Origin of the sequence: Burkholderia sp. MSMB1498 (assembly GCF_001526245.1) — a bacterium.
Classification (GTDB): Bacteria; Pseudomonadota; Gammaproteobacteria; order Burkholderiales; family Burkholderiaceae; genus Burkholderia; species Burkholderia savannae.
In genome coordinates, this window is the sequence record NZ_LOYJ01000054.1 from 37,164 (window position 1) to 51,274 (window position 14,111).

At 67.5% G+C, this 14,111-nt stretch carries 10 protein-coding genes; 6 read left to right on the forward strand and 4 right to left on the reverse strand.

Features of this window, described 5'->3' with window-relative positions:
• Positions 1–162: 162 nt before the first annotated feature.
• Genes narJ through WS91_RS10000 form a run of 3 tightly spaced genes read right to left on the reverse strand, consistent with a single transcriptional unit; the run spans position 163 to position 6,181 of the window.
• Positions 163–855, reverse strand: a complete 693-nt coding sequence (gene narJ, locus WS91_RS09990; protein WP_038745404.1) for a nitrate reductase molybdenum cofactor assembly chaperone — start codon at positions 853–855, stop codon at positions 163–165.
• Positions 852–2,381, reverse strand: a complete 1,530-nt coding sequence (narH, locus tag WS91_RS09995) for a nitrate reductase subunit beta (protein WP_038745407.1) — start codon at positions 2,379–2,381, stop codon at positions 852–854. Before narH ends, narJ begins: the two co-directional genes overlap by 4 nt.
• Positions 2,378–6,181 (reverse strand): nitrate reductase subunit alpha, encoded by a 3,804-nt coding sequence (locus tag WS91_RS10000; protein WP_059670202.1) that lies wholly within the window; start codon positions 6,179–6,181, stop codon positions 2,378–2,380. The genes narH and WS91_RS10000 overlap by 4 nt, the downstream gene beginning before the upstream one ends.
• A gap of 297 nt (positions 6,182–6,478) precedes the next feature.
• Between WS91_RS10000 and WS91_RS36760 the strand changes: the two genes are divergently transcribed.
• From WS91_RS36760 to WS91_RS10025, 5 genes are all read left to right on the forward strand, one after another.
• Positions 6,479–6,847 (forward strand): hypothetical protein, encoded by a 369-nt coding sequence (locus tag WS91_RS36760; protein WP_197419494.1) that lies wholly within the window; start codon positions 6,479–6,481, stop codon positions 6,845–6,847.
• Between the two features lie 20 nt (positions 6,848–6,867).
• Complete coding sequence (locus WS91_RS10010) at positions 6,868–8,916, forward strand: PAS domain S-box protein (protein WP_038745411.1); 2,049 nt, start codon at positions 6,868–6,870, stop codon at positions 8,914–8,916.
• Positions 8,913–9,560, forward strand: coding sequence for a response regulator (locus WS91_RS10015; RefSeq protein WP_038745413.1), 648 nt, complete (start codon positions 8,913–8,915; stop codon positions 9,558–9,560). Before WS91_RS10010 ends, WS91_RS10015 begins: the two co-directional genes overlap by 4 nt.
• Positions 9,561–10,044: 484 nt before the next feature.
• Positions 10,045–10,455, forward strand: coding sequence for a response regulator (locus WS91_RS10020; protein WP_038745415.1), 411 nt, complete (start codon positions 10,045–10,047; stop codon positions 10,453–10,455).
• 66 nt (positions 10,456–10,521) lie between these two features.
• Positions 10,522–11,250 carry a helix-turn-helix domain-containing protein gene (locus WS91_RS10025; protein ID WP_226377337.1) on the forward strand — a complete coding sequence of 243 codons (729 nt, stop codon included), beginning with the start codon at positions 10,522–10,524 and terminating at the stop codon, positions 11,248–11,250.
• A 347-nt stretch (positions 11,251–11,597) separates the two neighbouring features.
• Here WS91_RS10025 and WS91_RS10030 read toward each other — a convergent pair whose 3' ends face one another.
• The gene (locus WS91_RS10030) at positions 11,598–13,316 is read right to left on the reverse strand and encodes a CocE/NonD family hydrolase (RefSeq protein WP_059670203.1); all 1,719 of its coding nucleotides are present in this window, start codon (positions 13,314–13,316) and stop codon (positions 11,598–11,600) included.
• 187 nt (positions 13,317–13,503) lie between these two features.
• Between WS91_RS10030 and WS91_RS35720 the strand changes: the two genes are divergently transcribed.
• Positions 13,504–13,878 carry a hypothetical protein gene (locus WS91_RS35720; RefSeq protein ID WP_156432347.1) on the forward strand — a complete coding sequence of 125 codons (375 nt, stop codon included), beginning with the start codon at positions 13,504–13,506 and terminating at the stop codon, positions 13,876–13,878.
• Positions 13,879–14,111 lie beyond the last annotated feature (233 nt).

The following is a 14,111-nucleotide window of genomic DNA, read 5'->3' on the forward strand; positions in this document are numbered from 1 at the left end:
CCGCCCGCGCCGCCGGCCTTCGCATCGTCGCGCCGTCGGCCAGACGGCCGCGCGCGGCCCGTTGCGCGACCTGGGGAAACACTGATTCAATCGCTCGCAGCGCCGCAAACCCTTGTCGGGCCGTGCTCAGCAGCGCGAATCCGGCCTTTGATCAGCGTTTCCCTAGCGGCCCGGCCGCTTGTCGTAAAACCGCACGGGCTCCGCCGCGCCCGGCGTCTCCGCGCCGACGAAGCGAACCGGTTCGTCCGCGTAGTCGGCGTCGAGCGCGCGGTGATCGACTGCCGTGTGCGCATCGTCGTCCGGCGACTCGGGCACGTCCGCCCGCCCCTTGCCCGCGAGCGACAACAGCGCGCCGATCGCGAAGCCGTAATGGCTGCCGCGCTTCGCGAGCGCCGTTGCCAGCGCCTGCAGAATCTCGGCCGTCTCCTCGAGCAGATTGCGCGCGTCGCGCTCCGGCAGCCGCGACAGATATTCGAGGAACACCGGCAGATAATCGGGCAACTCGTGCGCGCTCAGATAGAGCCCGTGCCGCTCGTACATCTGCAGCAGATCGACCATCGCCTGGCCCCGGTCGCGCGATTCGCCGTGCACGTGCTCGAACAGATGCAGCGACGTCGCGCGGCCGCGATCGAAGAGCGCGACGTAGTTCTCCTGCAGCGTCAGCAAGTCGCGCTCGCCGAGATACGCGACAAGGCGCGCGAGCCCCGCGCGCGCGCCGTTCGTCAATCCCTTCGCGTCGCGCAGGCACGCGTCGATCGAAGGCAGCGCGTCGACGAGCGCGTCGCCCGGATAATCGAGCAGCGCCGACAGCGCCGCGTATACCGCGCCGCGCGGCTCGAGCGGTGCGTCGCTCATCGCTCCACCTCCTTGATCGGAATCGTCCGCTGGCCTTTCTTCATGCCGAACAGGCTCGCCTCCGACGTGCCGCCCGAGCAGCCGTTGCCGAACGAGAAGCCGCACGACGCGCGCAGATCGAACGCGTCCTCCGCGTATTCGCGATGGGTCGTCGGGATCACGAAGCGATCCTCGTAGTTCGCGATCGCGAGATAGCGATACATCTCGTCGACCTGCGCGATCGACAGGCTCGCCTGCTTCAGCACGCCCGGCGCGTCGACGCGATCGACATGCCGCGCGCGCATGAACGCGCGCATCGCGAGCAGCCGCTCGAGCGCGAGCTTCACCGGCGCTTCGTCGCCCGCCGTCAACAGGTTCGCGAGATAGCGCAGCGGAATGCGCAGCGATTCGACGTCGGGCAAATAGCCGTTCATCCCGAGCGTGCCGCTGTTCGCGGCCGCGTTGATCGGCGACAGCGGCGGCACGTACCAGACCATCGGCAGCGTCCGGTACTCCGGATGCAGCGGGAACGCGATCTTCCAGTCGATCGCCATCTTGTAGACGGGCGAGCGCCTCGCCGCGTCGAGCCACGCGGCCGGCACGCCGTCGCGCTCGGCCTGAGCGGCGATCGCCGGATCGTTCGGATCGAGAAAGAGCGACAGTTGCGCACCGTACAGATCCGTTTCCCGCTCGACGCTCGCCGCGTCGCCGATGCGATCCGCGTCGTACAGCAGCACGCCGAGATAGCGAATGCGGCCGACGCAGGTCTCCGAACACACGGTGGGCTGCCCCGCCTCGATGCGCGGATAGCAGAAGATGCATTTCTCCGCCTTGCCGCTTTGCCAGTTGTAGTAGATCTTCTTGTACGGACAGCCGGACACGCACATTCGCCAGCCGCGGCACTTGTCCTGATCGATCAGCACGATGCCGTCTTCCTCGCGCTTGTAGATCGAGCCCGACGGACACGCGGCGACGCACGCCGGATTCAGGCAGTGCTCGCACAGCCGCGGCAAGTACATCATGAACGTGTTCTCGAACTGTCCGTAGATGTCCTTCTGAACGTGATCGAAGTTGTAGTCCTTCGAGCGCTTTTCGAATTCGCCGCCGAGAATCTCCTCCCAGTTCGGCCCCCACTCGATCTTCTCGAGCCGCTCGCCGCTCACGAGCGAGCGCGGCCGCGCGACAGGCATCGCGCGCGCGTCGCCCGCTTCCTGCAGATGCGCGTAGTCGAACGTGAACGGCTCGTAGTAATCGTCGATCTCCGGCAGATGCGGATTCGCGAAGATCTGCGCGAGCAGCCGCCACTTGCCGCCGAGGCGCGGCTCGATCCTGCCGTCCGCGCGCCGCTTCCAGCCGCCGCGCCAACGCTCCTGGTTCTCCCAGTCCTTCGGATAGCCGATGCCCGGCTTCGTCTCGACGTTGTTGAACCACGCGTACTCCATCCCTTCGCGGCTCGTCCATACGTTCTTGCACGTGACCGAGCACGTGTGGCAGCCGATGCACTTGTCGAGATTGAGCACCATTGCGATCTGCGCGCGGATTTTCATCGCGTTTCTCCTGCGTCGGCATTGCGTGCGGCCGGTGCGGCCGATGCGCCGGCAGCAGTCGCGCCGCCTTCGCGCTCATCTTCGCCGTCGAGCCAATCGATCCGCTTCATCTTGCGCACGATCAGGAACTCGTCGCGATTCGAGCCGACGGTGCCGTAATAATTGAAGCCGTACGACAGCTGCGCGTAGCCGCCGATCATGTGCGTCGGCTTCAGCGACACGCGCGTGACCGAGTTGTGGATGCCGCCGCGCGTGCCGGTGATCTCCGAGCCCGGCGTGTTCACGATCTTCTCCTGCGCGTGATACATCATCACCATCCCGCGCGGCACGCGCTGGCTCACGACGGCGCGCGCGCACAGCGCGCCGTTCGCGTTGTAGCACTCGATCCAGTCGTTGTCGGCGACGCCGATCGTCTGCGCGTCGCGCTCCGACATCCAGACGATCGGCCCGCCGCGCGAGAGCGTCAGCATCAGCAGGTTGTCCGTGTACGTGCTGTGGATGCCCCACTTCTGATGCGGCGTGATGAAGTTCAGCACGATCTCGGGATTGCCGTTCGAGCGCTGGCCGACCATGTGCGCGTAGCTGCCGGTATCGACGGGCGGCTTGTATGCGCAGAGCGACTCGCCGAACGCGCGCATCCACGGATGATCCTGATAGAGCTGCTGCCGCCCGCTCAGCGTGCGCCACGGCACGAGCTCGTGCACGTTCACGTAGCCCGCGTTGTACGACACGTGCTCGGATTCGATTCCGCTCCACGTCGGCGACGAGATGATCTTGCGCGGCTGCGCCTGGATGTCGCGAAAGCGGACTTTCTCGTCCTCACGCGCATGCGCGAGATGCGCGTGCTCGATGCCGGTGACGCGCGAGAGCGCCTGCCACGCCCTCACCGCGACCGCGCCGTTCGTCTCCGGCGCGAGCGCGAGGATCACCTCGGCCGCGTCGAGCGCGCTGTCGATCCGCGGGCGGCCTTGCGCGCAGCCGTCCTCGGTCACGCGATAGTTGAGCGCGCCGAGCAGCGCGACCTCGTCCTTCGTATCCCAGCCGATGCCCTTGCCGCCGTTGCCGAGCCGGTCCATCAGCGGCCCGAGCGACGTGAACTTGCGGTACGTGCTCGGATAGTCGCGATCGACGACGGTCACGGCCGGCATCGTCCTGCCGGGAACCGCGTCGCATTCGCCGCGCTTCCAGTCGCGCACGTCGAACGGCTGCGCGAGCTCCGCCGGGCTGTCGTGCGCGATCGGCGAAAGCACGATGTCGCGCTCGACCCCGAGGTGGCCGTCGGCCAGCTCCGAGAAGCGCTTCGCGATGCCCTTGAAGATCTCCCAGTCGCTCTTCGACTGCCACGCCGGATCGACCGCCGCCGACAGCGGATGGATGAACGGATGCATGTCCGACGTGTTCATGTCGTCCTTCTCGTACCACGTGGCGGTCGGCAGCACGACGTCGGAGTACATGCAGGTCGTCGACATCCGGAAGTCGAGCGTGACGAGCAGATCGAGCTTGCCGCGCGGCGCCTGCGCGCGCCACGTCACTTCCTCGGGGCGCGCGCCTTCGCCTTCGCGGATCTCGTCGCCCTGCACGCCGTGCGTCGTGCCGAGCAGGTGCTTCAGGAAATATTCGTGGCCCTTGCCCGACGAGCCGAGCAGGTTCGAGCGCCACACGAACAGGTTGCGCGGGAAGTTCTCGGGCGCGTCGGGGTCCTCGCACGCCATCCTCAGCTCGCCCGACGCGAGCCGCCGCGCGATCTCCGCGCCCGCGTGCGCGGGATCGGCGATGTCCGCGCCGACGCGCAGCGGATTCGCGGCGAGCTGCGGCGCGGACGGCAGCCAGCCCATCCGCTCGGCGCGCACGTTGTAGTCGATCGGCGCGCCGTGGAAGCGGCTCTTGTCGGCGAGCGGCGACAAGAGCGCGGCCGGGTCCATCGGGTCGTAGCGCCACTGGTCGGTGTGCGCGTAGAAGAACGATGTCGAATTCATCTGCCTGGGCGGCCGGTGCCAGTCGAGCGCGAACGCAAGCGCGGTCCAGCCGGTCTGCGGCCGCAGCTTTTCCTGGCCGACGTAGTGTGACCAGCCGCCGCCCGATTTGCCGATGCAGCCGCACATGATCAGCATGTTGATGATCGCGCGGTACGTCATGTCCATGTGGAACCAGTGGTTGATCCCCGCGCCGACGATCACCATCGATTTGCCCTGCGTCTTGTGCGCGTTTTCCGCGAACTGCCGCGCGACGGCGATCGCGTCGCCGCGCTTCACGCCGGTGATCGCCTCCTGCCACGCGGGCGTGTACGGCACGTCGTCGTCATAGGTCTTCGCGACGTCGCGGCCGCCCAGGCCCTGATCGATTCCGTAGTTCGCGACGAACAGGTCATAGACGGTCGCGACGAGCATCTCGCCGTTTGGCGTCGCGACGCGCCGCGCGCCGATCTTGCGCGACAGCTCGGACGGATGCGCGGTGTGATCGAAATGCGCGTGCGGCTGGTTGCCGAAGTACGGAAACAGCACGTCGACGACTTCGTCATGCGCTTTCGCGAGCGACAGCCGCGGCGCGAGCGCGTCGCCCGCCGACGTCTCGGCCTTCAGGTTCCACTTGCCGCGATCGCCGCCGTCCTGCTGCGCCCAGCGAAAGCCGATCGAGCCGACCGGCACGACGAACTCGCCCGTCGCGTCGTCGATCATCACGGTCTTCCATTCCGGACGCCCGGTTTCGCCGAGCGCGCCGTCGAAGTCGGACGCGCGCACGAGCCGCTCGGGCACGTAGCCCGCGCCATGCGGCACGAGCCGCACGACGCACGGCATATCCGTGTAGCGGCGGCAATAATCGGAGAAATAGTCGCTCGCCCCGTCGACGTGGAATTCCTTCAGGATCACGTGCCCCATCGCGAGCGCGAGCGCCGCGTCGGTGCCCTGCTTCGGATGCAGCCACAGGTCGCCGAACTTCGCGCCTTCGGCGTAATCGGGGAACACCGACACGATCTTCGTGCCCCGGTAACGCGCCTCGGCGAGGAAGTGCGCGTCGGGCGTGCGCGTCTGCGGGACATTGGAGCCCCACATCATGATGAAGGTCGAGTTGTACCAGTCGGCGGACTCGGGCACGTCGGTCTGCTCGCCCCACGTCTGCGGCGACGCGGGCGGCAGGTCGCAATACCAGTCGTAGAAGCTCAGGCACACGCCGCCCACCAGCGACAGATAGCGCGAGCCCGCCGCGTACGACACCATCGACATCGCCGGGATCGGCGAGAAGCCGACGACGCGGTCCGGCCCGTGGCGGGCTATCGTATGAACATTCGCCGCCGCGACGATCTCGTTGACTTCGTTCCACGTCGCGCGCACGAAGCCGCCGAGGCCGCGGCGGCTCTGATAGGCGCGCCGCGCGTCTTCGTCGTCGACGATCGAGCGCCACGCGTCGACGGGCGCCATCGTGCGGCGCCGCGCGCGCCACAGCTTGACGAGCGCGCTGCGCACGAGCGGGTACTTGAGCCGGTTCGCGCTGTACAGGTACCACGAGTACGACGCGCCGCGCGAGCAGCCGCGCGGCTCGTGGTTCGGCATGTCCGCTCGCGTGCGCGGATAGTCGGTCTGCTGCGTCTCCCACGTGACGATGCCGCCCTTCACGTAGACCTTCCACGAGCACGAGCCGGTGCAGTTCACGCCGTGCGTCGAGCGGACGATCTTGTCGTGCTGCCAGCGCTGCCGGTAGCCCTCTTCCCACTTCCGGTCCTCGTCGGTGACCGCGCCGTGCCCGTCGGAAAACTGCGGGCGGGCCGTCGCGAAAAAGCGCAGCCTGTCCAGGAAATGGCTCATGGCGATCCTTGTGGGGGAGTGAGGCGCACGGTTTTGAATCTAGCAACGGCCTTCCGCAAAGTAAAGGTAACGTAACCAATCGCGGCCGCCGTCGCGCCCGCGCGGAGCGCGCGCCGCCGCCGGCCGGGGCGGCGCGCCGCGGCGCCGGCCGGGCATTTGCGCCGATCGGGCCGGCGCCGGCATCCGATGCAAAATCGGCCGGGCGCCGCCATTGCGCGGCCGAATCCGCCGACGCGGCAGCGAAATAATCGGTAACGGAAAACTCGCGCCGCACGCCATTCGAATGATCGCCAAGACATGGAAAATGCCGATGGCGAGGTCTCGCCGAATATCGGTGAAATCGATGACGCGCGCCTGGCGGCGCAAAAAATGCCGATCGCGCGCGCGGCGCATTCTTGCCCGTCGCGCGGATGCCGCACCGCACGATGCGATGCGCGGCTCGCGGACGTTGACGGCGGCCCGCGCGCGCGTGTCGAGTCCGCGCGGCTGTGCCGGGTGGGAACCGATTGCCTCGCGGCGCAATATTTGAAAGAATTCGGCACGCGGCGCCTCCGCGTTGTCGCATTGCCGAAAATGACGGGAATCACGCAAAATATCGGCATTCCAATACCCGCCGCGTATCGAGCGCATTCGCTCGATGCCCCCCAACCAGCAACACCGGCATAACGAAGCATAGGTATGAATTCATGACCGCCAGCGGGTTCAGCCCTGGCGCATCGCGCGATGCGTCCCGCACCGACCGGCGCGCCGCGCTCGTGGCCGTGGCCGTCGCCGCGCTGGGCATCGCCGCGTCGTACGGCGTCGCGCGCCTCGTGCTGCAGCAGGAGCGCGACGCCGCGCAGGCCCGTTTCGAGCGCCGCGCCGCACATGTGACGACAACCCTGCGCCAGGAGCTGCTGACCGCCACGACGGTGCTGCGCGGCGCGCGCGGCATGCTCGGCTCGAACGCGTCGCCCGCCGCCGGCGGCTGGGCGAACTATCAGGCGCAGCTCGATCTCGACCGTGCGCGCTCGCCGATCCGCTCGCTTGGCTTCATCGACGCGAAAGCGATCGTCGGCGCCGCGCAAGCGAGCGTCGATCCGCAGGCGCGCGCCGCGCTGCTGCGCGCGGCCGACTCCGGCCTCGCGACGCTCGACGCCCATGCGGCGCCGGCCGACGGCACGTACGCGCCGGACAACGGCGCCGGCACGCTCGCGCTCTACCTGCCCGTCTACGCCGCGAACGAAGCGCTGCCCGCCGCGGAGCGCCGCCGCGCCGACACGTCGGGCTTCTTGGTCGCGACGCTCGATCCGCGGCGGCTCGTCGAGCTGTCGACGTCGAACGATCGCGACATCGACCTGCGCCTGACGGCGGGCGAGCGCGGCGCGCTCGTCTACACGACCGATCGCGACGACGCCGGCGCGGACTCGTCGCATCCGCCGCTCACGCGAGCGGACCCGCTCAATTTCGGCGGCACGCCGCTCACCCTCGCCTACAAGACCGAGAACCGCTGGGCGGCGATCCGCTCGAACGCCGTCGCGACCACGGTGCTCGTCGCCGGCGCGGCCACCTCCGCGCTGTTCGCGGTGCTCGCGTATCTGCTCGTCGGCCGGCTCGGCGCGCGCAGCGAATACGCCGACGACAGCCCGCTCAACGAAGCGCGGATGATGGGCATCATCCGCTCGTCGATGGAAGCGATCATCACGGTGGACGACAGGCAGACCATCGTGATCTTCAATCCGGCCGCCGAGCGCGTGTTCGGTGTGTCCGCGATGGATGCGATCGGCTCGTCGCTGTCGCGCTTCATCCCCGAGCGCTTTCGCCCGGCGCACGCGAAGCACGTCGAGCAGTTCGGCGTGACGGGCGTGTCCGAGCGGCAGATGGGCCGCCAGCGCGTGCTGTTCGGGCTGCGCGAGAACGGCGAGGAGTTTCCGATCGAGGCGTCGATCTCGCAGATCCGCGACGGCTCCGGCAAGCTGTACACGGTGATGCTGCGCGACGTCACCGAGCGCGTGCGCGCCGAGAATGCGCTGCGCCAGTCGCGCGAGGAGCTGCGCGAGCTGTCCGCGAACCTGCAGAACGTGCGCGAGGAGGAGAAGACGCGAATCGCGCGCGAGCTGCACGACGATCTCGGTCAGCAGCTCACCGCGCTCAAGATGGACGTATCGGCAATCGCGATCGCACTCGCCCGCCATCGCGAGGAGCAAGCCGACGCGCAGCCGATCGCGGCCGTCGAGCAGCAGTTGCAAGGGATGCGGCGGCTCATCGATTCGACGGTTGCGTCGGTGCGGCGCATCGCGGCCGACCTGCGGCCCGTGATGCTCGACGATCTCGGTCTCGTGCCCGCGATCGAATGGCTCGCGAACGATTTCACGAATCGCTACGGGATCGACGTCGAGCGCCGGCTCGACACGGCCGACACGCGCTTCACGAACGCCGGCGCGACGACGCTGTTCCGGATCGTCCAGGAGGCGCTCACCAACGTCGCGCGCCACGCGGACGCGTCCCGCGTGGACCTCACGCTCGCGATCGACCAGGACTTGTGCCTGCTGCAGATCAAGGATGACGGCCGCGGCGTGCAGCCCGGCGAGCGTCGCGACAGGCACGGCGACAAGTCGTTCGGGCTCATCGGCATCCGCGAGCGCGCGCACATGCTGAGCGGCACCGTCACGATCGATTCCGTGCCCGGACAGGGCTTCTCGATCAAGGTCGCGCTGCCGCTCGCGGCGATCCGGCAACAGGACGCGCTCCTATGATCAAGGTCTTGATCGCGGACGATCACGCGCTCGTGCGCGACGGCCTGCGTCACATTCTCGGCAGCGCGACGGGCTTCGAGGTCGTCGGCGAGGCGTGCGACGGCATCTCGACCATCGAGCTGATGCGCTCGGCCGACGCGCAGGTGCTGGTGCTCGACCTGTCGATGCCGGGCCGCAACGGCATCGATCTCATCAAGCAGATCAAGGAGGAAAAGCCCGCGCTGCGCATCCTCGTGCTGACGATGCATGCGGAGCAGCAATACGCGTCGCGCGCGTTTCGCGCGGGCGCGTCCGGGTACATGACGAAGGAAAGCGCGAGCGCGGAGCTCGTCGGCGCGCTGACGAAGATCGCGGCGGGCGGCGTCTACGTGAGCCTCGCGATGGCCGAGCGGCTCGCGCAGAGCCTGAACGAGCCCGTCGAATCGCTGCCGCACCAGCGCTTGTCGGACCGCGAGTTCGACGTGTTCCGCCGGATCGCCGCCGGCGAGACGATCACCGAGATCGCGCAGGCGCTCGACGTGAGCGCGAAGACGGTCAGCACCTACAAGGCGCGCATCCTCGAGAAGATGCAGATGCCGCACGATGCGGCGCTCGTGCGCTACGCGCTGCGGCACAAGCTGTTCGACGACAGCGACGAAGTCTGATCGAGCGCGTCGCCGCGGGCGGGCCGCGCGCGCCTGCGCCGCTCGCTCGTTCGTTCGTGCGCTTCCCGGCCCACCTGCCGGCCGCGGGTTCGCCGCTTGCGTTCGCCCGCTATCGTCCTTACCGGGCGGCGCTCGTCGCCCGTGGCTGACCGATTCCGCCCGATTCGAATCGATTTGGCCCGATCTCGCCTGCCGTTGCGGCGGCGGCGCGCTTTCCACGAGCCGCCGCTCGACAACTCGACCGCTCGCCGCCCCGCGCCCTCCGCGCGATGCGCCACGGCCAGGCCGGCCGTGCCCTCGACGCCGGCCCCCTGAGCGCGCCGTTTCCGCCGCACGTTCCGCCTCCACCGCCCCGCGCCCCGGCGCCTGTCCGCATCCGCGCAATCCCTCGTAGGAATATCCCTACGTCGAACCCGCCATTGCCTACCCCATTTTCACCCGGCGCTGATTTCGCGCCGCGCCCGGGCCGACCATACTGCCGGTCATGGATGCACGCGAGTCAACTCCTCCGCTGAGAGTCTTTCTCGCCGACTACGCGGCCCCGGTCAGAGATCGCCTTACGTCGCTGTTCGAGACGATCCTCGGGGTCGAGGTGGTCGGCGAGGCCGAGGACGCTCCGGCCGCGCTCGCGGGCATTCTCGAAACGGGCGCCGACGTCGCCGTCATCGAGCTGAGACTGACGGGCGGCAGCGGACTCGAGTTGATTTCGGCGCTGACGCGCGCCGCTCCGAAGGTGGTCAAGATCGTGCTGACCAACCTGTCCGGACCGGCATTTCGCGCGGCATGCAGCGACGCGGGAGCGGATTTCTTCTTCGACAAGACCGCCGACGTCGACGCCGCCTGCCGCACCGTGAGGACCCTGGCCAGCGCGCGTCGACCGCACGCAGCCGAATGACAAGAGCAGATCATGTTGCAAGCGCAAACGCAGAACGCCTTGACGCCCGCGGCGCAGCAGCGCGCGATGATAGCGGTGCGTGCGGCCGCGCGTGACGACGCGGCCAAGCGTCCGGCCACGCGCTGCTCGAACTGCGCGATGCGCAGCGTCTGCATGCCCGCCGACCTGACCGTCAACGAATTCGCGAAGCTCGACGCGCTGATCTGCTCGACGCGTCAGGTCAAGCGCGGCGACACGCTGTTCCGCACGCACGACACATTCCAGAGCATCTACGCGGTGCGCACCGGCTCGTTCAAGACGGTCGTCATGCATCGCGACGGCCAGGAGCACGTGACGGGCTTCCAGATCGTCGGCGAGACGATGGGCCTCGACGGCGTGTGCGCCGGCCGCCACAACAGCGACGCGGTCGCGCTCGAGGACAGCACCGTCTGCATCATTCCGTTCGCGCAGCTCGAAGTCGTGTGCCGCGACGTGAAGCCGATGCAGCATCACGTGCATCGCCTGATGAGCAGCGAGATCGTCCGCGAGTCGAGCCAGATGATGCTGCTCGGCACGATGACGGCCGACCAGCGCGTCGCCGCGTTCCTGCTCAACATCTCCGAGCGTTTCCAGAAGCGCGGCTACTCGGCCGCGGAATTCAACCTGCGGATGACGCGCGAGGAAATCGGCTGCTATCTGGGAATGAAGCTCGAGACCGTCAGCCGGATGTTGTCGAAGTTCCAGCGCGACAAGCTGATCGCGCCGCGCGGCAAGCAGATTCGCATCATCGATCCGGTCGGCCTCGCGCGCGTGTGACGCGCGGCGGCCACGCGGATCGCGGAACAATCGCTACGGGGAAAGAAAAAAGCTACGGGGATAGAAAAAAGACAGGCAGGCCGGACATCACGAGGAAGGCCCGGCGCACGCCGGGCCGCGACGGGGCCGAACCATACGGGGAGCAAACTGGCTGGCACGAGCAGAACGAGATCGAAAATCGACGGCTGAATACCCTACCTCGAAAGAGGCGCTTGAGGACGGCGTAGCGATACGGCCGTCCATTTTTTTTGCCAACGCCCGGCCGCTCGCGCCGGGCGTTTCGTCGCCGATGTGCGCCGCCTCGTCACTTCGCCGCGGCGCGTCCGTCGATCGGCGTCGCGCGCGCGTTACGAGCGCACCGGCAGCACGAGCGTCGACTGCTCGTTCGGATCGAACTCGAACGTCACGCCGAAGCGCTCGCCCGGATTGACGGGCGGCTGATACAGGCTGTCGTACGTGTCGAGCACGATGCCGATGTGGTGGCCCGCCGGCACGTCGTACGCGGTCGCCGAAAACTCGATCGGGAAATCGATCGTCGCGCCCGGGCTCGCCCAGTGCACGGTCCGCGCGCCGTGCGTGATCAGCTTGCCGAAGCCGAGCGCGTCGACGTCGTACAGGTACGCGACGACCTGCGCGCGCGCCTGCGACGGCGTCGCGCGCAGGTTCAGCTGCGCGATGCCGCGCAGATGCAGCGGCTGCGCGAGCGGCGCGCCCTCGTAGCGCACGCCCGTCGCGAGATTGACGGTGGCGAGCTGATTGACGACGGGCGCGCCGAGGCTCTCGCCGAACGTCGACAGCACCGGAATCGGGCCGCTCGTCGCGGTCGTGTCCGCGAAGTTCTGGATCAGATCGCCGCCCGCGGTGCGGTTCGGCCCGCTCTGCAGCGCGCCCGACACGCCCTTCTTGCACAGGCACGACAGATCCCAGCGCAGCGGGCCGCGCGGCGCGACGTACAGCGTCTGCGCCTGCACGTTGCTCGCGGGCCACGTGTCGAACGATTCGCGCGTGTTCGTGAACTTGATCTGCATCGACACCTTCGGCTCCGTGTCGACGCCGTTCTGCACGCCTTTCAGCCAGCGGTCGAACCAGCGGTGCGCCTGGTCGTACGGAACGTTCGGCGCGCCGACGAGCGCGCCCGGAATCTCGGCCTGCGCATGGATGCCCGGATTCAGCACGAGCTTTTTCGGCACCGTCAACTGCGAGAACAGCTTCAGCGACGAGTTCGGCGTGAACATGTCGTCTTCGAAATTCTTGCTGATGAAGACCGGCGCGCCGCGGCGGTTCAGCGCGTCGAGATACGTCGACGGCGAGCGCACCCGCGCCCACGCGATGATCTCGTCCGCCTTGGCCTGCGTCGTGTTCGGATCGAGCAGCGCCTTCACGTACTGGTCGACGATCGGATCGAGCCGCCCCGTCACCTTGCCGGACAGGAACAGCACCGCGCTCCACGTCGCGTTCGGCGACTGCGCGCCGTAGAGCTGATCGGCGAGATCGCCCCAGCCGGAGAGCGCGGCCGCCGTCTTCAGCCGCTTGTCCTGCGCGAGCGCGAGGAGCGACAGCCCCGCGCCGTACGAAATGCCGCTCGCCGCGAGCTTGTCGGGATCGGCGGGCGTGTTCGCCGACACCCAGTCGAGCGCCGACGATACGTCCTTCACGTCCTGCGGGCTCGCGACCTCGACCTGCCCGCCCGACAGATAGAAGCCGCGCGCGGTGTACGCGAGCACGATGTAGCCGTCCTGCGCGAGCTTGCGCTGCTGGCCGAGATACTCGAAGAAATCGGCTGCGGCCCAGCTCGAGATCATCACGATCGCAGGAAACTTCTGGTCGGGGCTCGTGATCTTCGGCAAGAACACGTTCGCGGTGAGCCGCGTGCCGTCCGTCGCCGTCACGGTCTGGTTGTTGACCCAGCAGGTGCCGTCCTTCGGCGAGCTCACGCCGGGAAACTGGAACGGCGTCGTGTAGACGGCCGCTTCGGCGGGCGTCGCGGGGCGGCAGGACACGCCCGCGTGAGCGAGCGAGGCGGCAAGCACCAGACTCCAGCCCCCAATGAAACGCGCAAGCTTCATGTATCTCCTCCAATTGCTCTTGGATCTTGTTCGGTCGGGTCGCGCCGCCGGCGGCCCGCTTGGCGGATTCCAGCGCGGCGCTGACTGATTGAGCCATTCGCCGAGCCGAGGGTCAAGGTGGGTGAAAGGTGCGAAAACGCCAACCGGCGGCGCGTGCGCACCGCTTACCGTTTGAGCCGCGCAGAGGGTGTCCCATATCGCAATGCCGAGCCGCCGCCGCCGCGCTTCGTCGTCGTTTGAAACCGGTGCCCGCGCAAAAAATAAAGTAAACATTCGAAACGAAACGCCGAGTCGAATCGAAACACGGAAACGCGATGAAAACGAACATCCGGCGCATTTGGCGCATTCGGCGCGAGCCGGCCGCGTCGAATCGGGGCGGGGTCGCCGCGCGAATCGTATGGCGCGGTGCAACGAAAACCTTGGTGGCGACCTAATTCGCACGCGGCCGGCGAATCGCCGGGGCCGTATCCGAAATGAATGCGATTTCGAGAATTTTCTTCAAGCAGATCGCAATACCGATTTTCATGATTCAGCCAAAATCAAACAATTGGCTATTTTTTAAAAATAAATCGTCATTGATTAGAGAGGCCATACCATGAAGTTGCCGTCGACAAAAAATAACTGAACCTATACTGATTTCGAAATCGCAAAAAAATCTTGTAGAAAAAGCGTTTGCCCCACGACATCCGACAAACGGCGCGCTGCGGCTAGAGACCGCCATCGCAAGCGTGCTTCGTCAATTAGCGCACCGTCGCGCCCGGCGTGCGTTGAATCATTGCACTCGAAGCAGCTCCG

Excerpts from the sequence above, each read along its gene's own strand:
- WS91_RS10025 (WP_226377337.1), top strand. The coding sequence starts at position 10,522 with ATGATAGCGGTGCGTGCGGCCGCGCGTGACGACGCGGCCAAGCGTCCG.
- WS91_RS36760 (WP_197419494.1), top strand. The coding sequence starts at position 6,479 with ATGGAAAATGCCGATGGCGAGGTCTCGCCGAATATCGGTGAAATCGAT.
- WS91_RS10030 (WP_059670203.1), bottom strand. The coding sequence starts at position 13,316 with ATGAAGCTTGCGCGTTTCATTGGGGGCTGGAGTCTGGTGCTTGCCGCC.
- WS91_RS10000 (WP_059670202.1), bottom strand. The coding sequence starts at position 6,181 with ATGAGCCATTTCCTGGACAGGCTGCGCTTTTTCGCGACGGCCCGCCCG.
- narJ (WP_038745404.1), bottom strand. The coding sequence starts at position 855 with ATGAGCGACGCACCGCTCGAGCCGCGCGGCGCGGTATACGCGGCGCTG.
- WS91_RS10020 (WP_038745415.1), top strand. The coding sequence starts at position 10,045 with ATGGATGCACGCGAGTCAACTCCTCCGCTGAGAGTCTTTCTCGCCGAC.
- WS91_RS10015 (WP_038745413.1), top strand. The coding sequence starts at position 8,913 with ATGATCAAGGTCTTGATCGCGGACGATCACGCGCTCGTGCGCGACGGC.
- narH (WP_038745407.1), bottom strand. The coding sequence starts at position 2,381 with ATGAAAATCCGCGCGCAGATCGCAATGGTGCTCAATCTCGACAAGTGC.
- WS91_RS10010 (WP_038745411.1), top strand. The coding sequence starts at position 6,868 with ATGACCGCCAGCGGGTTCAGCCCTGGCGCATCGCGCGATGCGTCCCGC.